Consider the following 18,336-nt stretch of genomic DNA (forward strand, 5'->3'; position numbering starts at 1 on the left):
GTGTCACTCCTGGAAACGCTTCGTGCGATGCCTCATCGCAAAAAGTTCGAAGGCAAGAGCATCGACGGCTTGAGCCAAGCGGTCCAAGCCGTTTTCAAGGCCTTTCCGGAAGTCAGTCGCACCTCGCCCGCTACGCTCGATCAAGTGAAAGCGAAAATTGCAGCAGCCCTTCGCGACTGGGAATGGGAGAGCGTCACGGTCGGGGAAGTGGGGATGCTGGCGAGCGCCGCCTTTGGGCGTGCCGAGGAACTCGACACGCCGACACTCGGTTTCGTGCGACGGGAAGTGCAGGCCACCACCAATCCCGTGCTTCTCGACGCGGCTGCTGAAGGGTATTTCGCCGGGTGGTCACGCGGCGGTCAACTGACGCGATGGCTGGCCGGCATCATGCAGGAGCGATCGTCACATCTATCCAAACGGTGGCAGAACGTTTTTGTATCCATCCCGCAGGCGCTTGATGCAAGTCATGCTCCGGAACATCTTGCCGAGCGGATGGTCATGGAGCCTGACCCGTATCGATGGCTGGCGGGGGCAGGCGTCTCCTCTCCCCACTCGGGCAACCTGATGCAGGAACTACATGAGGCCTGGTTGCGGGCACTGCCCGAGATCAAGACGGATGCGCAAGTCGCGCAGGTATTCCGATGGATACTGCCCGACGGTCGATCGAGGGCAAGCGACAAAATGGCCGCCGGCGCCGTCGAGAAGTTGCTGAGCCCGTGGCTCCACAAGATGCCCGACCAAGAATACCGTAAGGGACTCCTGGATCGTATAACGGACGCATACGGAGATCCTCGAAATAAGCGGCCGGAGTTTTGGTCGCTTGTCAGCCCGCCGTGTCGAGGCGTGTTGGTACGATGGCTTGCCGGGGCGAGCATGGACGCCCTCTTGTCGGTCATCACGAGGTCGACGGCCAATCACATGTGGCCGCCTCGGCACGATTTCTGGAAGGGGCTCTTCAACCGCGGCCTTGTAGACGAGGCATGGGTGGCGTTGTCGCCCTTTGCGGCGGCCATTGCTGAAAGCATGTTTGCCAAATCGGCCAACGCCGCAAGCGTGGTGGCAGGTAGGCAGACATCGAAAGCTCGCAAAGACACCTGTCTGCTCGTAATGCGCATAGGTCGATACATCGTGGTCGAAGGCTCGCATGACTATCGTGTCCACGTGTTCTCGGACACCGACAGTCGTGCGCCGAAATTGTATCAGGCGAGCTACGACGCCGAGGCCCTTATCCTTGGGGCCGGCCATCCCGACACAAGAATCCATGACCAACCCGGACATTGGAAGAGATGGGTGGAGGAGCGGGTGGTCCGATGATCCAGTTTGATTTTCGAGTGGATAACGAGGCTGCATACGTCACCGTTGCGCCGGAGAAAAGAGGATGGTTTTCGGCGTTCCGGCGACGGGAGGCGGTCGACCTGCGGGCTCTGACCAAGTCGGAGCGCGCAACGGCATTGGCGGTGGCGCGACTGAGACATCTGGATCCGTTGGGTGAACTGCATCAGATAGCCGAAAATGGTCTCGTGATCCGCCATCCACTTGCAGCGCAGCTGGACTCCAACACCGCTTCCGCACTGGGACTTCCGCGCTTGATGACAGGCTATGTCTTCAAGGCGAAACTTGCCGGGACCGTTGGAAGCCCTGACTTCGGCATTGACTGGTGGTGGGAAAAGAACGGTAGGACGGTTACCTTGCCGCTTCAGGGAGCCTTTCTCGGCTCCGCGGCGCAAATGATGCGGTTGCCAAGTCAGATCTATTCCGCCATCCAGCAGGCTAATGCCCTCAAGGAGGGGACATCGGTTACGGACCATTGGCTGGAATTGGGGAAGTTCCGCCGCCTGTTCGAGGCGTCGGACGAACCGGCATCGCAGGAGAACCTGGAAGGGTTCCTGCGCAATCTTTCGGTGGTAACCTGTGACTCGGTCGGCATCGCGTTCGATTCCGGCGATGATACGAAGTTCTTCCCGCTCCCTTTCGTCGGTGCTCCTGAACCAGATCCAGAGAGAGACACCGCCGATGTTGCCGCCCTCAAAGGGCGTGAGCTGGATGAATTTCGCAACGGAGCCATGCGTCGCGGTGCTCAACCCGCATACCGGGTTGCCGACGGGAAGTTTTTGATCGTTGATCGCTCGGCCGCTCCTGTTCTTGATGCTATCGCAAGGTATGCAACGGCCGATGAAGCGGGGCGACGCGCGTTTATCGCAGACGCTGGCCGGATAATTCAATCGGCGATCGAACGTCAAATGGAGGATGACGGACGCATAACCGCTCTTATGAGCCCGGCCGCCAGGGCAGAAAGAGTCGAGCAAGAAACCTCTCGAGCGTGGGTCGAGACCACCGAATGGGTGTCTCGGGTACTCGGTGTCGCCAAATGGCAGACGAAAGAAATCGAAGGGATCGAGAGTTCGGGGACGAAATGGCTGAACTCCTCCATAGATGCTGAACTGGCCGATCGCCTTTCTCAGATCGAGGATGAACAGCTAGCGGAAGTCGTCGAGGCTCTACGCACTGCAATCGCCGAATACGTGCCTTCTATTACCCACGCGGTTGGCGAAATACCTGCGATCGCCGAAGTACTTGAAGCGGTCTCGAGGCGGTTGGCTGAGTACCTGAGGCAGAAGCCGATCGATGCACCCTCTGTTTCGCTGGATGCCTACCTGCCGGTGACCCACGACAACTTCTGGGAGGTCGACTTCAAGGCCGTGGTGCGCCCGCGGGGAAACGAGGCAGAATTCAGGGTTCCCGATGCCGTCAGAACCGCGCTGCAGCCCCATCAGTCGACATCGCTCAAATGGCAGGTGGCGGCTTGGCAGGCGGGCATTCCCGGCGTTCTGAACGCTGACGAGCAAGGGTTGGGCAAAACGCTCCAGACGCTGTCATTCATGGCATGGCTTAGGGCCGAGATGGACGCCGGCGCCGTTCCGCACCGACCTTTCCTCGTCGTGGCTCCAACGTCGCTGCTTCTGAACTGGGAAGCGGAGATAGATCGACATCTCGCCGCAGGCGCTCTTGGAACTCCGGTACGCTTGTATGGCTCCCATTTGGCCGAATTCAAAAAGGAAGGTCTCTCGGGCCAAGACATCCGCGAGGGCGAAGCCTTGCTCGATCTGGATAAAATCCGATCTCTCGAGAATGGCGCGCCCGTTGTGATAACCACCTACCAGACGCTCGCGAACTTCGCGATCAGCCTAATGGAGCTTCAATGCGCGGTGGCCATTTTCGACGAAATCCAGTTCGTTAAAAACCCAGTGACAATGCGCGCTAAGGCGGCGAAATCGCTGAATGCGGACTTCCGGATCGGACTGACCGGGACACCCATCGAGAACGCGACCAAAGACCTTTGGGCGCTGATGGACCAACTCTTCCCCGGGGCGCTCGGTGCGTTGACGCAATTCAAACGGGTCTTCGGTATTCCCACGGAAGAGAACATGTCGGCCCTGCACCATGCATTGTTCTCAGGGCAGCATGAGCGTCCGCCCTTAGCGATGAGACGGCTGAAGACCGATGCCGCACCTGGGCTGCCCACCAAGGTGCGGATCCTCCACCCCAGGGAGATGTCCGAGCCTCAGATGCTGAGATATGACGAGGCGCGCCGTAAGGGCGGCATGATGCTCGCGCTCCTTCATCACATCCGGCGGATATCGCTGCATCCCGGCCTACTGGAAGGCGAAACCACCGAGGAGTTCAGCGCGTCGGCGGCACGGGTCGAGGCGGCGATGGACATCCTGCGTCACATCAAATCAAAGGGCGAACGCGCTCTGGTGTTCGTAGAGAACCGGGACGTTCAAGCTTGGTTTGCGGAAGTTGTCCGATTGGAGTTCAATCTCGAGACTGTGATGATTATCAACGGCGACACGACGATTGATGCCCGGAAGGAAATTACGGACCGGTTCCAACGACACCTAACGAACGACGGTGGGTTCGACGTCCTGGTGCTTGGGCCGAGAGCCGCAGGCACGGGCCTGACACTCACCGCAGCCAATCATGTGATTCATCTGAGCCGTTGGTGGAACCCCGCCGTCGAAGAGCAATGCAATGACCGCACCCATCGTATCGGTCAAACGATGCCCGTCACGGTCCATATCCCGCTTGCGGTTCACACTCGGCTGGGCGCGGGCTCTTTCGACTGTCTTCTACAGCGCCTTATGAAGCGGAAACGTTCGATCGCCGAACGGGTTCTCTGGCCGGCCGAGGCCACCGAAGGCGAGACAAGGATGCTCTATGACGCGGTTGTCGAAGCTTCAGATGTCGAGATCGAGAACCAAGCACTGGAATTGGATGGCATACTCGAGGGCAGAGCTGATCTAACCGCCGAAATGCTGGACGAGAATGCAATACGCATACGCCCTCGACGCGGCGGCGCGTCAATCGTCGTCTCGAGTGGCCGGACTATCCCATCGAACTCCATCCGTTCTGACTTGGATGCCGCCGTTGTTTCGATGCAGACGGATCACGTTGGAAAAGAGATGCCAGTTCCGCATTCCAGACTTACGACCAGTGCGCTTTGGCCAGAGTTCGTCCTACCCGAGTGAACGGACAATAGGATGCCACCACCCCGCTCAGCTAAGCAAACAAGTGGGCAGCCTGGAACAGTCTTCCTGTCTAACGAGACAGCGCTCGCGCCAGGATTCCCTCATGTACGAGCTCTGGTCCGCGGCCTGCTGCTCGCAGGTCAGCGCATGGAGACAATCGTTTCGACCATTTCGTAGATTTCGTTTGGCTCGTTCTGCCATATGCGGAGGTCTTCAATGGGCTCTAGCGCATCGGGATCTTGAAGGAGATGGAGCGAAGTTCTGAGCTTCGACTGCGAGTGGGGCATACTCGGCGGTCTCGACCTTATTGCTTGCAAGAATTCCCTTCAGGAAGCTTAGCCAGTACTCGAAACGTCGAGCGTATTTTCGAAGCTGCTAACGAGCCGTGCTCGCGTCTCGGATTTTCCCGGGCTCGGTTTTTGGATTGCTGGGGAATCTAGGCGACATATCGGTTTTACTTCGAGAAGGACGCGTAGAGCCGACGCGACTACGCCTCCGTAATCTTTACGAATCCTTCTTGCACAAGCTGGATGGTTCGCGCCATCGCGTCCGTGTTGATTTTCACGTTTGGAAGAAGGTCCGCATTGCCCCAGCCGTTTGCCTCTGCGGTGGCCCCGCAGAGCTCTATCTTGACACCTCGCTTCACCAAATCGGCTATCAGGTTCTTGTTGGGGTTTCCGGCTGCGATCTTCCGTGTCTGGTTGTACGCCTCGTCATGCAGCGTGAGGTGTCCCGCGTTCGTGTGGAATACCACGATGACTTCGGAGTCAGCGCCCCAGTTCGCTATGTCGTCGGTAATGAGTTGAAGGTGGAAAATCGCGGCAGGCAGATCGCCTTCGAACTGGAGCGAGCCGATGCTGTGCACGGATTTTACAGACTTCAGCTCAACCGGGACATCGATAGTGATTGCATGACTGGCGTCTGACATGGCGTCATTCCCTTGTTAGCGGGTTTGGCGCGAGCGTCTTACGTTTCACATTGTGGAAAGATGCCCGCTTCAACAAAGCTACACATCGGGTCAGCCCCTACCAATCATGGGTTCATATTAGCTGCCCGACTGCTGCAATCGACGAACCAGATCTTCTAAGCCGTCTGGGCCTCTGATTCCCCATTGCAGCAGAGCCGTGGGATCGATGTGCTTTCGACGCATGGCGTCCGCGAACTCAAGCAGGTCCGTTCGGTTGAGCTCGGCGATGTGAGGCGCGTTCGTCATCGTTACCTTGGTTCCGAGAGCCTGGAGGATAAAGCTACCTCCACTGCTGTGCGCGAACGCCTCGCGTAGGCCGACCAGCGACAGCCCCAGCTTGTCCGCCATCGCGAACACTTCGACCAAATTGCGGAGGTTGGAAATCGTGAGAGCATTGTTGCAGAGCTTCGCCGTCTGTCCGGAACCTGCCGGACCCATGGCTATGATGCTGGAGCTATGGCACTCGATGATGGCGCGGCTTTCGTCGAGTGCGTCAGGTCTTCCGCCGACGAAACAGGTGAGCGAGCGAGCTTCCGCACCTGGGCGTCCGCCGCTAACCGGCGCATCGAGAAACCGGACGCCCCACTCGGCCGCAAGTCGTTCAAATCCTTCCGATTCGATCGGATCGCCTGTGGCATGGTTGATGATGACCCTATCCCTGCCAAGTTCGCGAAACAGGCTGCGATCCGCGAACAGCTCATGCAGATCTGCGTCGTTTCGAAGACAAAGGCACAAGACGTCCACGCTAGCCGCTAGGTGGACCGCGCTGCAGGCCCGTTTATGCGGGGAGTGTCCAAGGGCCTCGTAGGAGGATTCACGCCTTGCCCACACATGAAGGTCATGTTTCTCGGCAATCCCTGTTGCCATTGGCGCACCTTGATCACCCAGTCCGATAAATCCCACACGTCGCACCTCGTTCATTTCAGTTCTCCGGCAAGATTTAAAGACATCTCCCAAAGGCGATCGGCATTTGCACTATCGAGTGCGTAAGACGCTACGCCTTCAAGCTTGCCCTCAGGTCTTTCTGGAGCGAACGGGGCCTCTTGGCAGTTGTCAAAATACCGTCCGTTTATTCCTTCCACGACTGGAGACGCGGCCAACAACACGGATGTGGAAGCCCCTTGTTCAGGTGTTTTACGGAGGTGTTCGGGCGTTCTCAATCCTCCGGTGTGACGTTGAAGATTGGTGGCGATTGCACCGGGATTAAGTGCGTTCGAGACAATTCCATCGGAAGCCCAGCGATCTCTGATGCCGATCGAGAGCAGAATGCAGGCAGTCTTGGATTGAGCGTATGCGAGCAGGGGATTGTAGGGCATGAACCGGAAATGTGGATCGTCCCAGAACACCGGACCAAAGAGACTGCCTGTCGAGCTGACCGAGACGACACGTGCGCCTTGGGCCTTCGCCAAGTGTCGACGCAGGCCAAGCGTCAGAGCGAAGTGACCGAGGAAGTTCGTCGCGAACTGCATCTCACAACCTTCGGCAGAGCGCTCCAACTCGGGCAACATCATTATCCCGGCATTGTTGACGAGAGCGTGGACAGGCTGGTCCCAGTCGCTGACGAAAGCACGGACAGACTTCAGGTCGGACAGGTCGAGCGCACGCACTTCGATTTTCAGGTTGCCCGTTTCGGCTCTGAGCGATTGGGCAACCTCTTCGGCAGCATCTGGGCGGCGCGCAGCGATGGTGACCGACGCTCCTGCCGCAGCGAGGCTCTTCACCGTCTCGATACCGATGCCGCTGGCTCCACCTGTGACGATCATCGTTTTGCCAGTTAAATCTATCCCAGAGAGCACTTCTGATGCAGTAGTCGAGAATCCAAAAGGAGGCTGGTCAGTCATTGCTTCGACCTTTCAATGTTGTGGTTGCAACTCAGATAACCCTGATGCATTGTTCTGTTTAGATGGACACAACTGAACAGTATGATGAGATATTTCGGACAGTGAGTGCGCTTTCGCCTGCCGAGCTGGCGGCCTTCGTTGCCGTTGCTCAGTCTGGCGGATTTCGCGCTGCCGCTCGCAGATGTGACCTCAGTCCATCTGCCCTCAGCCACAGCGTTGCCAACCTTGAGAACCGTCTGAACGTCCAGCTCTTTCACCGCTCCACGCGCAATGTCTCTCTGACGGATGCCGGGCAGCGGTTTTTTGCCCGGCTGGGACCCGCGCTGGATGAGATCGCCAAGGCAGCCGACGAATTGAGTGACTTTAGTTCCCGGCCGTCGGGGACCCTACGGATCAACGCCGATGCTACGGCTGCCGAACAGGTTCTCGGTCCGCTCGTGCTCAAATTCATGGCGTCGTTTCCCGACGTGCAGGTTGAGGTGGTGAGCGAGAGACGGCTGGTCGACATCGCGGAGAACGGTTTCGACTGCGGCATCCGCTCCAGTGAAATTGTGTCCGACGACATGATCGCCGTTCCCATTGGGCTGATGCAACAGCATGTCGTGGTAGCCGCTCCCTCCTATCTAGCAAACGCGCCTGCATTGCGTTCGCCGGCCAATCTGGTCGATCACCGATGCATTCAACTTCGGATGCCCAGCGGGCGTCTTTACCGTTGGGAATTCGAACGGCGGGGGGAGGCTATGGCTATCGAGACAAGGGGTGGGCTGGTCCTTGATAATTCCCGCCTCATTCTGGCAGCCGCCATCGACGGCTACGGGCTTGCTTACGTGACCAAGTGGATGGCTGGTTCTGCCCTGGATGCCGGAATCCTTGAACAGGTCCTGGAAGAATGGACGCCACCGTATCCCGGGCTATCACTGTATTATCCTCGACATCGCCATTTGAGCGCCTCTATGCGCGCCTTCGTTTCGTTCCTTCGTGAACAGGGTCTTCAACAGCCGCCAGCTTAACCGAGACCCGCAGCCCTTGGCACCGGGTCCCGAATTCTTCACATGGACACGACAACCTTCCCAAACGGACCGCGCCGGAGATGAGCAATCGCCTCCGGAGTTTGTGCAAATGTATAGGTCCTGTCGATCACCGGTCGCAGGGATAGCCGGTCGATCGCCGCGACCATGTCCTCCTGCGCCCGGCGATGTCCCACACCGATGCCGACGATTTGTGCCCGCTTGAAGAGGATTGGTCCGATCGGCGCACGGATTTCCGAGCTCCCTAGCAACCCGACCAGAGATATCCGCCCACCTAGAGCCAGCGCAACAACGGAGAGTCCAAGGTTCTCGCCGCCCGACATCTCCAGTACGTGATGTGCGCCAAAGCCATCGGTGAGTTCCAACACACGCTCGTGCCAGGCAGGATGGATTTGGCGATTTATGCCATCGGAAGCACCGACCGCGCGCGCACGTTCAACCTTCTCGTCACTACTCGTCACCACGATAACGCGCGCGCCGTGCGCCGCGGCAAACTGTACGGCGAATAACGCGACACCTCCCGTACCCTGAACCACAACAGTCTGTCCGGCTCTTACGTGGCCAAGTTCAACCAGCGCAAACCATGCCGTCAGTCCCGCGACGGGGAGGGTGCTTGCTTCGACATTCGTGAGACTCTTCGGCGGAGCGACGAGGCGGTCTTCTGGCACGCACACATATTCGGCGAGCCTTCCAAGAAGCGGGACGCTATTGGTCTCGTATGGCGGAGCCGGACCATCGATCCAGTTCATGGTATCCGCCGAGATGACACGGTCTCCGATCGAGAAGCGTTTTGCATCCGGTCCCAGTCGCACAACCTCTCCCGACATATCTGACCCCGGCACCAGGACTCCGTCTGGGCCAGAATCCATCGCTCCGTCGATCAGGGCGGCATCCCGATAGTTGAGAGACACCGCTTTCACCTTGACGAGAGCTTCCCTCGGTCCGGGCTCCGGGATCGGAACGTCACATAGTGTGAGACCGCGTTCCTGCGGCCGATATTCCCAACGTTGCATCGCTTCATTCACCTGAGATCAAAAGGACCGGGCGGCCCAGAGTTTCGCCTGCTTCAAGCGCCCTTTGCGCTTCGCCGACGCCGGTGAAAGACACCACCCTGTCAATGCGTGCCCGCAAACTGCCCCGATCAACGAGTTCGGCAATCTGTGAGAGTGCAGCGGTTTGGCGTAGGCGATGTGCATGATGGCGGCTGATCTGCGGCAGGCCTATGTTGACGAAGCTGATGTCCAGGTTCTTCCACTCGGCCGGGCCGTTTCCCTCGGCGGGCCAATCCGATACAACAGTGTTTATCAGGCGTCCGTAGGGCGCCGTATGGGCGAAGCTTGCCGCGAAGTTTCGGTGGCCCACGAAGTCGAATACGACTTTCGCGCCGGGCTCGCCTCGCCAAGCCTGAAGGGCTTCCTCGACGCTCTCTTCCCGGTAGTTAATTGCTATGTCGGCACCCAGCTCCCTCACAAATGCGGCCTTAGCCTCGTTTGAAACGGTGGTGGCGATCCTGGCTCCAAGAGAAGTCAGATACTGGATTGCGATATGCCCGAGGCCGCCAGCGCCACCGTGGACCAGTACATGATCACCTCGGCTAACCATCGCCTTTTCGAACACGGCCTCCCATGCGGTAAGGGCCACAACTGGCAGGGCGGCGGCTTCCACGAAGGTCAGTTTCTTCGGCTTTGCAGTGACGTAATCGGCACGGACGACCTTGTATTCTGCATAGCTCCCGGGGTTTCCGGCGTAGCCGCCGTCCACGTACCAGACCTCGTCGCCAACCCTGACGTTCACCGCGTCTCGTCCGGCTTCGACCACAACGCCGACACCGTCGATGCCGAGGATTGTAGGATCTTTCTGTGAACTTCCTTCGCTGTCGTAGACGGCCCCATTCTTCCTGTTCTGCCAATCCGCAGGATTAATGCCGGCCGCCTTCACCTCAACCAGAACATCAAGCTCGTCCCGTAGTCGAGGGCGGTCAACTTCGCGCACCTGAAGGACTTCAGGCCCGCCGGGTCTGGTGACAACAAGTGCCTGCATTTTCTCAGACATCGCGTCGTTCCCCGTTGCCTGAGACGATTGCATCCAAAACGCGGTGCAGGTTCACCGCGTCTTCGAATGAAGGAGACAGCCTGGTTTGATTTCTCATGTCGGACGCGATGCGGGAATAGGCAAGCCCGACGCTTTGACTGAAACCTTCCTCGATGCCGAGGGTCTCGTAGCGACGCGGTACTGGCAATTCCTGCATCTGCTCGGGCCCCTGTGCGCCCTTTACAGTGAAACCGCCCAGCCCGATATAACCGACGGGGCTCGTCAGGATGAGATCGCCTTTGGTGCCGTTGATCTCGATGTGAAAGTTCGTGCCACGCGAGAGACCGCCGCGGAAGTGGGCGCTGAGGGCTGCGCCGTTCGCGAGCAAGCCAGCGACAATGATTTGATCTGGCGCTGTCAATGGAACCTCTTTCCCTGTCTCCGCTATACGGGTCATCGCGCGACTGTTCGACAGCGCGCCACCGACGGACTTCAGTCTCGAGCCGATGGCGTAGAGGGTTGCGTCAAGCGTGTGGGCGAACGGCACATGGAACATTGAAGCTCCATTTGCCATATCCAGTGTGTACAGGTAGCTCTCGTTGATCTCCTCGCCCCAGATGATACCAGACCCGATGACGGAAACAGACAGTACGTCGCCGACATAGCCGTCCTTGATTAGATCCTTGATAAAGTTGATGGCCGGAGCGGAACGGCTTTGAAGGCCTATCGCTGTAAATGCATTCCGGCTCTTGGCCAGCGCTAGCATTTTTTCGGCGTCGCGCAGGTTCATCCCCAAGGGCCACTCCGAGAAAACGGCTTTACCTGCTTCCAGGGCCATCGTGACGAGCTCAAGGTGATGTGGAACCTTGACCGTCACGACGACCAGGTCAACGTTCGGATCCGTCACAAGTTCATGCGTCGTTCCGTAGCTGCGATCCGCGCCAAACTTCTCGGCGGACGCTCGAGCTATTTCCGGTCTGTTGTGGCTCACAGCCGCGATCTGGAACTCAGGCAATGCTTTCAGTGCGGGGATATGTGCGGTGGTAGCCCAGCCCTTTTCCGGATGAACGCCGATGATGCCGACTTTGATGGGATTGAGGGTCATGCCGCATTCTCCTTCGGCTTGATTTCTAGGATCGTGCGGCGAAGCTCCAGGTGCGCCAGGCGCCACTGTCCGTCTTCGAGCAGCCATGTTTCGTGATAATGGCCGTAACCGTGCATCGACGCCGGACGGTTGTCATTGACATCGGGAAAAATCAGATAGTCTTCCATGGACCAGATGGCGTGGACTTCGGTCTCCGAAATGACATCAATCTCGTCATTGTGTACCTGATGTATTGTCCGTGCCCCAGCAAGATAGCCCTTGGTGACGGCCAGGAATTCGTCGAGGGAGCCAAACTCGGCCAGCACGACGCCGTCTTCGCCGATAAAGCGGAGCGACGGGTGCCGTGCGAACATCGCAGCAAATTCCGACCAGTTCTGGGTATCCACGTATCGGCAGTAGCGAGCTTTCAACGTGCGTATGGTTTCGACCACGGCGTGATGGTTTTGCAATTGGAATCTCCTTTTCGAGCCTCCATATAGCGATGACACGCAAGAGCCTTCAGTCTCGATCGTCCCAAGTTTTGGCGTGATCGTCCATAATAGGAACATTTAGTTGGATCCTTTGAGCGACATCTTTTCTTCGATGCGAATTAGGAAAGCGAAGTTCACGACGCTGGACGCGACTGCCCCATGGGGCGTCGCCTCCGATGGTGACCCGGCGATTAAATTTGTTCTCGTGGTCCGCGGATCGGGAGTTCTGACCACAAGGGAAAATCCCAAGCCAGTGCCGTTGCTCGCAGGCGATGTCTTCATCATGTTCGGAAACGAGCCTTACCAAGTTTACGATCACGCGGACTCGCGCACCGCGGACTGTCTTGATGTCGAGACCCTTCGTGTAGGCAATAGGATTCAGTTCGGTGGAGGCGGGGCGACGACCACGTTCATAAGCGGCTTCTTCGAGCTTGACGGACTTGACGCTCGGCCCTTGCTCAATGTTCTGCCTAAATTGCTTCACCTCAAATCGGAGCAGCGCCGGAGCCGGCAATTCCAGTCCGTGCTTGAGTTGCTCGCGGCAGAAGCAGATGCTCCGGGCCTCGGTTCGGATGCCGTGGTGCGTCGCCTGTTCGAATTGCTTTTCGTTCATGCGATCCGTGCTTTCGCTCAGCAAGGATCGGCGCAAAAGACGGGATGGCTCGCGGCAGTCTCCGACAGGAATCTGGTCTTGGCGGTCTATGCCATGCACTCAGAGCTCCAAATGCCGTGGACGGTGGATCAACTCGCAAAGAAGGCTGGTATGTCGCGCTCAGCGTTCGCCGCCCGCTTCAAGGATGTCGTGGGACAACCCCCGCTGGAATATCTGACAGAATGGCGGATCTACCAGGCTGCCAGAATGATTGAAAACAACGCAGACAAGCTCTCCATGATCTCGCGAAGCGTGGGGTATCGGTCGGAGGCAGCTTTCACCAAGGCCTTCAGGAGGGTGATGGGAAGCGCGCCCAGCCAATATAGAAAAAACCTCGCGAGGGCAAAGGAAGGCCGGGTGACCCCGATCATTGCGGAAATGCAAGAAGCCGCGTAATCGCCTGGAGAAGCACCTGGCTGTTCAGTGGTTTTCGCATGAAGACCCTTCGCCTATCCGCTCCTGCGAAACCACGATCCTCGATGTCGCTGCGGCCTGTCATCAGTATCATTGGCATTTCCGGTAGACGGCCTCTGACCGCCTGTTCCAACTCGAATCCGTCCATCGAGCCCATGCTGATGTCAGTGATAATACAGTCATACGCGGAGAGGTCTCCATTGGAGAGAAATGCCTTCGGCGACCTATAGGTACGGGCAAGGTAACCTGCGGACTCGAGAAGCTCACGCAGCCCGTCAAGAACACGCTTGTCATCATCTACAATTGCAAGGGTATGACCCGCCTGCGCGACCATTCGTCAGTTTCCATGTCGGGAGCGGGTAATCGGTATGCTTAGTTTGGAGGCAATTCGCACTAGATCGGGAAGGGAGTCAGCATGCATCTTGCGCATCATGTTGCCTCGATGGATCTGGAAGGTGATCTCGCTTATTCCAAGCTCCGCTGCACCTTGTTTGTTCATTAGCCCACTTACAACGAGTGGAAGGACATCGCGTTCCCTGGCGGAAAGGCATTTTAGCCTGGATTGTAGCTCACTAAGGGAGGCCCGATCGCGTCGAGCCTCGCAATCGCGAGCGAGTGCCAATTCGATCGCAGCGCGCAGCTCGTGTTCCCTGAACGGCTTCGGAAGGAAATCAACTGCGCCCAGCTTCATCGCGCGGACAGTCATTGGTATGTCGCCGTGGCCCGTTATGAAAATGATAGGCGGATGCGGTTCATCCGCCAACCGAGCCTGGAGTTCGAAACCGTCGATATCTGGCAGCTGTATGTCGAGTACGAGACACGAAGGATTCTGGGGCCTTGGTGAATCCAGATATTCCTGCGCGGTTGCGAACGTCGCAACCTTGATCTGCCACGATTCCAGGAGCTCTGAAAGCCCGTCTCGGACGCGCTTGTCGTCGTCTACCACGAAGACCGCGTTCTCCTGACTGTGCATCGGGTTATCCTCCGGACAAGGGAAGTGCAAAGCTGAATACCGTGCCGCTGGGCTCAGCGGGCGAAGCCCACAACTTTCCCGCGTGTGCGCCGACGATGCTTCGGCAGATCGACAACCCGATCCCCATGCCGTTATGCTTCGTGGTGTAGAATGGCTCGAATATCTTCTCGTTGTCATGTAGTCCGACACCGCTGTCGCGCACATCCACGAGGATTTTGCCGTCGTCGAACCGCGATCTGATTTCCAGCAGTCTTATTGCTCCATTCAAGGTCGCCATTGCGTCCATGGCGTTTTGAATAAGGTTTACAAGTACTTGGAGGATGAGGCCCCTGTCGAAGTTTGCGGCAGGCAGGTCCGGCTCCAGGTGAGTTCGCAGATCGCATTTCGAACCCGAAATCCTTTCGCGCAGCAGCGTGCAGGCCTCCTCAATGACATCGTTGATGTTTCCCGGGCTTTTCGCCCCGCCTGATTGCCTGAAGAGAGCCTTTATCCTGCTGATCACTTCGGCCGCGTCGTTCGCGGCATCTGCAGCCTTCCTGGCACTGGTCTTCGCCCGTTCGATGTTTGGAGGAGTCGCACGAAGCCAGCTTTCGGTAGCGCTGCTGTTGGTCACGACAGCGACCAAAGGTTGGTTCAGCTCGTGGGCAATCGAGGCTGACAATTCAGACAGACTGGCAGCACGTGTCGCGAGTTCGAGCTGATGCTGGGCCTTCTGAAGCTGCGACTGCGCCTGCCTCTCCTCCTCGACGTCGACAATGACACCGTACCACTGAAAGAGCCTGCTTTGGCAGTCCCGCAGGACACGTGCCCTGCAATCGACGAGGTGATAGCGGCCGTCGGCCAGACGATGGCGGTATTTCAGTGCAATGGGTTCGCCGGACTTGAAGCTTTGCTCAAAGCGATGCCGCAGACAAGCCGCGTCCGCAGGGTGGACGAGGCTGCTTATCATCGGCGCGAAACCCGAGCCCTTTATCCCACGAAGTTCCTCGAGCGTGACGCCGGAATATTCCATCAAGGGCTTGTTGAAATAGGTGGGCTGCCCCTCCGGGCTCGCGCACCACACAAAGGCAGGAAGCGTGTCGAGCATCAATCTCAGCTGGTCGGCGTTCGCCCGGAGTTCCTCCTGGGTCCGATGAAGCTCCTCGATGTCGACGTTGGTCCCATACCACTCGATGATTTCACCCTCCTCGCTGAGCAGCGGGGCGGCATCGATCCTGTTCCAACGGTAGGTGCCGTCCTTGTATCGCAACCGGCAGACCAATGAGAGTGATGCCTTTCGTTCGACACAGACCGCCCACGCCGACTGGAAACCTTCAACATCATCCTGATGAACAACACCGAAATTGTTCCCCCTGATCTCTTCGAATGTCGCTCCGAGGTAGTCGAGGGTCTTGGGGTTCTGGTAGATCGGCACGCCCGCCGGGGAGGCGCACCAACCCCCTGGACACCAAAATCCGTGCCGGAGCCGCGGCGCACGCTCGACATGGATTACCTGCGATACTTGGAATCGATCTTGCCGGGGTCGTGGAGGAGGTAGGTGACAGCGTGACCAGGTTTTCTCGAGGCGACGAGGTCTACGGGATGACCGGAGGCGTGGGCGGTAACCAAGGATCGCTTGCGGAGTATGCGGCGGTTGACCAGCGACTTCTGGCAATCAAGCCGTCGAACTTCTCGATGCGCGAAGCGGCGGCACTGCCACTGATCTTCATCACCGCGTGGGAGGGGCTCGTCGATCGAGTGAACGTTCAGGCGGGACAATCAGTTTTGGTGATTGGTGCCGGCGGTGGCGTTGGGCATATCGCCGTCCAAATCGCTGTGGCGCTGGGAGCTGACGTCAGTGCCGTCGATTCCGGGAGCAAGGCAGACTATCTGCGCGGTTTGGGCGCGAAACCGATCGACTATTCATCCGAGGACGTAGAGGCTTACGTTGCAAAGTACTCCGGCGGCAAAGGATTCGACGTCGTCTACGACACCGTCGGCGGCGGGGGATTGGACACTGCATTCAAGGCCGTCGCCCGGTTCGGACACGTAGTGAGTTGCCTTGGCTGGGGAACTCATGCCTTGGCGCCCCTTTCGTTCAAGTCTGCTACGTATTCTGGTGTCTTCACTCTGATCCCTCTTTTGACCGGTGAGGGGCGTGAGCACCATGGCGACATCATGCGGGAGGCTACGAAACTTGTGGAGGCAGGGAAGGTGTCACCACGTCTCGATCCGAGGAAATTCACTCTCGAGACCGCTGCAAACGCCCACGAGCTAATCGAGACCCGAAAGGCCAACGGCAAGCTAGTTGTCGAGCTCGATTGATTGCGGTCGGCCCGTCAAATCCCCAACTAAAGAAACAAAGGAGAATACGATGCCCTTTGTGAATATCAAACTCGTGGATGGTGTATTTACAAGCACCCAAAAACACGCGCTGGCGAAGGCGATCACGGATGTAATGGTCAAGTTCGAAGGCTCGGAGGCGTTCCGCTCCGTTACCTGGGTGCTGATAGAAGAGCTTCACACCGATGGCTGGCACATTGGCGGGCAACCCTTCGCCGGACCATCCTCCCTAATGGAAACCCTTGGCCGTTCTAAGGCCGTCTACGAGATGATTGACGGCCACCCCACGTCTCGTGACGAGTTCGCAGCGGCGCTGCCGCCCACGACCCAGGTCAGCTAGCCTTCAACGGCATTCATCTCGATTTCGATGGTGAGGGAACAGATACATGACCATCGACTATAACGAGACTACCAATCCTGCACTCACCGGATTCAAGGGGCGATGTCCGCGTTGCCAACGGGGACATCTGTTTAACGGGCTCCTGTCCTTGGCTACCTCTTGTGAGGTTTGTGGTCTCGACTATTCGTTCGCTGATCCTGCGGACGGGCCCGCATTCTTCGCCATGACTGTTGTCGCCGTTCCGGCGCTTGCTTTCGCTCTGTGGTTCCAATTGACAGTCGAGCCGCCGCTCTGGGTACATCTGGTTTCCACTCTACCTTTAACCACGGCAGCCTGTGTTATGCTGCTGAGGCCCTTGAAAGGCTGGCTCGTATGCTCTCAATACTTTCACAAGGCCGAAGAGGGCAGAATTGATCGGGACTGGCGAGGTTGAATGAAGACTTAGCGGCCGCGCAGAGGCTTGTTCACCAACGGGATTAGCCCCGCCTGGGAAGGGCAACGCCGCAAGAAAGGTGGACTCTACCGCGAGATCACTTGCGGTAACACAGCGCGGGGCCTTCTTGCGTCGGAGCACGTAAAATATGAAGGAGTTGCAGAGAAAGGGGCCCCGCGCATGAACACGCGGGACCCTGGCCGTTACGCGATGTCGACGACGAGCTTTCCGTCAACCTTGCCACCTTCAATCAGCTCGTGAGCCGTCATCACACTTTCGAGGGTGAAGGACCGACCATCGAGACGCGGCATCAACTGGCCTTTTTCCGCAAGTCGCGTCGCTTCCCTCATGATGTCCCCGTGATGTTCACGGCCTTCGCCAGTGAGCAGCGGTAGCAGTGTGAATACTCCGGAATATGTCGCGGCCTTGAATGAGAGCGGGGCGAGTGCGTGCGTGCCCCAGCCGAGGCAGCTAACCACATGCCCGAAGCGGGCGACCGCCTTGAACGCAGTGTCCAGGCCAGCGCCGCCAATGGTGTCGTAGACGACGTCGAAACCTTGTCCTTGTGTGTACTTGGCGACGTATTCCTCGACGGTCTCTGTGGCGTAGTCGATCGGCGTCGCATTGAGGCCCTTGATGTAGTTAGCCTTGCGGGCTCCATCGACTGCATAGACTTCCGCGCCAAACGATTTGGCAATCTGAACTGCTACGTGTCCCACGCCACCAGCGCCACCAAGGACCAGCACCTTCTGGCCAGCCCGGATGCCGACGCGATCCACCAGGCCTTCCCACGCCGTGATGAAAATGAGGGGTAGAGCGGCCGCTTCACGCATGGAAAGGTGAGATGGCTTGATGGCCAGCAAACGTGCATCGACGGCCGCAAATTCTGCCAGCGAACCTTGAACTCCGGCGACACCGCCTGTCATGCCGTAGACTTCGTCTCCGCGGCGAAATTTGGTCACGCCTGCGCCGACTTCTTCGACGATCCCAGCAAGGTCGATACCCAGGATTGCGGGAAGCGGATGTCTGGCATGAGCGGCTGCTCCTGCGCGGATTTTCGTGTCCAACGGATTGACGCCGCTGGCCTTTATTCGGACGAGCACCTGGCCTTCGGCCGCTGCCGGTCGCGCGATCTGCGTCACCCGGAATTCGGTACCATGATTTTCAAGAACTAATGCTTTCATCGTGCCCATAGGAATGCTCCCTTTCAGTTGATGTCAGCACTTTGAAT

At 58.1% G+C, this 18,336-nt stretch carries 16 protein-coding genes and 2 pseudogenes; 7 read left to right on the forward strand and 11 right to left on the reverse strand.

Going from position 1 to position 18,336, the window contains the following annotated elements:
- Together IB277_RS13585 and IB277_RS13590 are read left to right on the forward strand one after the other, a co-directional pair.
- Positions 1-1,314, forward strand: a complete 1,314-nt coding sequence (locus IB277_RS13585) for an EH signature domain-containing protein (protein WP_192371061.1) — start codon at positions 1-3, stop codon at positions 1,312-1,314.
- Complete coding sequence (locus tag IB277_RS13590; protein ID WP_192371062.1) at positions 1,311-4,529, forward strand: DEAD/DEAH box helicase; 3,219 nt, start codon at positions 1,311-1,313, stop codon at positions 4,527-4,529. The genes IB277_RS13585 and IB277_RS13590 overlap by 4 nt, the downstream gene beginning before the upstream one ends.
- Before the next feature lie 487 nt (positions 4,530-5,016).
- On the opposite strand, the gene IB277_RS13595 is transcribed toward IB277_RS13590, so the two are convergent.
- The 3 genes from IB277_RS13595 to IB277_RS13605 form a co-directional block, all read right to left on the reverse strand.
- Complete coding sequence (locus tag IB277_RS13595; RefSeq protein WP_192371063.1) at positions 5,017-5,457, reverse strand: DsrE family protein; 441 nt, start codon at positions 5,455-5,457, stop codon at positions 5,017-5,019.
- 117 nt (positions 5,458-5,574) lie between these two features.
- Positions 5,575-6,417: an NAD(P)-dependent oxidoreductase gene (locus tag IB277_RS13600; protein ID WP_192371064.1), complete on the reverse strand. Its 843-nt coding sequence runs from the start codon at positions 6,415-6,417 to the stop codon at positions 5,575-5,577.
- The gene (locus IB277_RS13605; RefSeq protein ID WP_192371065.1) at positions 6,414-7,337 is read right to left on the reverse strand and encodes an SDR family NAD(P)-dependent oxidoreductase; all 924 of its coding nucleotides are present in this window, start codon (positions 7,335-7,337) and stop codon (positions 6,414-6,416) included. Before IB277_RS13605 ends, IB277_RS13600 begins: the two co-directional genes overlap by 4 nt.
- 101 nt (positions 7,338-7,438) lie before the next feature.
- Here IB277_RS13605 and IB277_RS13610 point away from each other — a divergent pair, with 101 nt between their 5' ends.
- Positions 7,439-8,347 (forward strand): LysR family transcriptional regulator, encoded by a 909-nt coding sequence (locus IB277_RS13610; RefSeq protein WP_309140351.1) that lies wholly within the window; start codon positions 7,439-7,441, stop codon positions 8,345-8,347.
- 38 nt (positions 8,348-8,385) lie between these two features.
- Here the strand turns inward: IB277_RS13610 and IB277_RS13615 are convergent, their stop codons facing one another.
- From IB277_RS13615 to IB277_RS13630, 4 genes are read right to left on the reverse strand one after another with little or no spacing between them, the layout of a single operon-like run.
- Entirely contained in the window at positions 8,386-9,378 is a 993-nt protein-coding gene (locus IB277_RS13615; RefSeq protein ID WP_246805949.1) for an NAD(P)-dependent alcohol dehydrogenase, read from the reverse strand.
- A gap of 4 nt (positions 9,379-9,382) precedes the next feature.
- Positions 9,383-10,417, reverse strand: coding sequence for a zinc-binding dehydrogenase (locus IB277_RS13620; protein ID WP_192371068.1), 1,035 nt, complete (start codon positions 10,415-10,417; stop codon positions 9,383-9,385).
- Positions 10,410-11,501: a Gfo/Idh/MocA family protein gene (locus IB277_RS13625; RefSeq protein ID WP_192371069.1), complete on the reverse strand. Its 1,092-nt coding sequence runs from the start codon at positions 11,499-11,501 to the stop codon at positions 10,410-10,412. The genes IB277_RS13620 and IB277_RS13625 overlap by 8 nt, the downstream gene beginning before the upstream one ends.
- Positions 11,498-11,950, reverse strand: coding sequence for a nuclear transport factor 2 family protein (locus IB277_RS13630; RefSeq protein ID WP_192371070.1), 453 nt, complete (start codon positions 11,948-11,950; stop codon positions 11,498-11,500). Before IB277_RS13630 ends, IB277_RS13625 begins: the two co-directional genes overlap by 4 nt.
- A gap of 103 nt (positions 11,951-12,053) precedes the next feature.
- On the opposite strand from IB277_RS13630, the gene IB277_RS13635 reads away from it, so the two are divergent.
- On the forward strand, positions 12,054-13,019 hold the full coding sequence (locus IB277_RS13635; protein WP_192371071.1) for an AraC family transcriptional regulator: 966 nt from the start codon (positions 12,054-12,056) through the stop codon (positions 13,017-13,019).
- Here the strand turns inward: IB277_RS13635 and IB277_RS13640 are convergent.
- The 3 genes and pseudogenes from IB277_RS13640 to IB277_RS38875 form a co-directional block, all read right to left on the reverse strand.
- Positions 12,991-13,371: a response regulator transcription factor gene (locus IB277_RS13640; RefSeq protein ID WP_192371072.1), complete on the reverse strand. Its 381-nt coding sequence runs from the start codon at positions 13,369-13,371 to the stop codon at positions 12,991-12,993. The genes IB277_RS13635 and IB277_RS13640 overlap by 29 nt on opposite strands.
- 3 nt (positions 13,372-13,374) lie before the next feature.
- On the reverse strand, positions 13,375-14,010 hold the full coding sequence (locus IB277_RS13645; RefSeq protein WP_192371073.1) for a response regulator transcription factor: 636 nt from the start codon (positions 14,008-14,010) through the stop codon (positions 13,375-13,377).
- Between the two features lie 4 nt (positions 14,011-14,014).
- A pseudogene (locus IB277_RS38875) lies at positions 14,015-15,445 on the reverse strand (PAS domain-containing protein); the annotation flags it as partial.
- On the opposite strand from IB277_RS38875, the pseudogene IB277_RS13655 reads away from it, so the two are divergent.
- The 3 genes and pseudogenes from IB277_RS13655 to IB277_RS13665 all read left to right on the forward strand — a co-directional run.
- Positions 15,445-16,314: pseudogene (locus tag IB277_RS13655) on the forward strand (zinc-dependent alcohol dehydrogenase family protein); the annotation flags it as partial. The pseudogenes IB277_RS38875 and IB277_RS13655 overlap by 1 nt on opposite strands.
- Before the next feature lie 49 nt (positions 16,315-16,363).
- Positions 16,364-16,672, forward strand: coding sequence for a 4-oxalocrotonate tautomerase family protein (locus IB277_RS13660; protein WP_192371075.1), 309 nt, complete (start codon positions 16,364-16,366; stop codon positions 16,670-16,672).
- 46 nt (positions 16,673-16,718) lie between these two features.
- Positions 16,719-17,105 carry a DUF983 domain-containing protein gene (locus IB277_RS13665; RefSeq protein ID WP_192371076.1) on the forward strand — a complete coding sequence of 129 codons (387 nt, stop codon included), beginning with the start codon at positions 16,719-16,721 and terminating at the stop codon, positions 17,103-17,105.
- A 203-nt stretch (positions 17,106-17,308) separates the two neighbouring features.
- Here the strand turns inward: IB277_RS13665 and IB277_RS13670 are convergent, their stop codons facing one another.
- Complete coding sequence (locus tag IB277_RS13670) at positions 17,309-18,298, reverse strand: zinc-dependent alcohol dehydrogenase family protein (RefSeq protein WP_192371077.1); 990 nt, start codon at positions 18,296-18,298, stop codon at positions 17,309-17,311.
- Positions 18,299-18,336: the final 38 nt, after the last annotated feature.

This window comes from Ensifer sp. ENS07 (genome assembly GCF_014852185.1).
Classification (GTDB): Bacteria; Pseudomonadota; Alphaproteobacteria; order Rhizobiales; family Rhizobiaceae; genus Ensifer; species Ensifer adhaerens.

Excerpts from the sequence above, each read along its gene's own strand:
- IB277_RS13590 (WP_192371062.1), top strand. The coding sequence starts at position 1,311 with ATGATCCAGTTTGATTTTCGAGTGGATAACGAGGCTGCATACGTCACC.
- IB277_RS13595 (WP_192371063.1), bottom strand. The coding sequence starts at position 5,457 with ATGTCAGACGCCAGTCATGCAATCACTATCGATGTCCCGGTTGAGCTG.
- IB277_RS13600 (WP_192371064.1), bottom strand. The coding sequence starts at position 6,417 with ATGAACGAGGTGCGACGTGTGGGATTTATCGGACTGGGTGATCAAGGT.
- IB277_RS13605 (WP_192371065.1), bottom strand. The coding sequence starts at position 7,337 with ATGACTGACCAGCCTCCTTTTGGATTCTCGACTACTGCATCAGAAGTG.
- IB277_RS13615 (WP_246805949.1), bottom strand. The coding sequence starts at position 9,378 with ATGCAACGTTGGGAATATCGGCCGCAGGAACGCGGTCTCACACTATGT.
- IB277_RS13620 (WP_192371068.1), bottom strand. The coding sequence starts at position 10,417 with ATGTCTGAGAAAATGCAGGCACTTGTTGTCACCAGACCCGGCGGGCCT.
- IB277_RS13625 (WP_192371069.1), bottom strand. The coding sequence starts at position 11,501 with ATGACCCTCAATCCCATCAAAGTCGGCATCATCGGCGTTCATCCGGAA.
- IB277_RS13640 (WP_192371072.1), bottom strand. The coding sequence starts at position 13,371 with ATGGTCGCGCAGGCGGGTCATACCCTTGCAATTGTAGATGATGACAAG.
- IB277_RS13645 (WP_192371073.1), bottom strand. The coding sequence starts at position 14,010 with ATGCACAGTCAGGAGAACGCGGTCTTCGTGGTAGACGACGACAAGCGC.
- IB277_RS13660 (WP_192371075.1), top strand. The coding sequence starts at position 16,364 with ATGCCCTTTGTGAATATCAAACTCGTGGATGGTGTATTTACAAGCACC.
- IB277_RS13665 (WP_192371076.1), top strand. The coding sequence starts at position 16,719 with ATGACCATCGACTATAACGAGACTACCAATCCTGCACTCACCGGATTC.
- IB277_RS13670 (WP_192371077.1), bottom strand. The coding sequence starts at position 18,298 with ATGGGCACGATGAAAGCATTAGTTCTTGAAAATCATGGTACCGAATTC.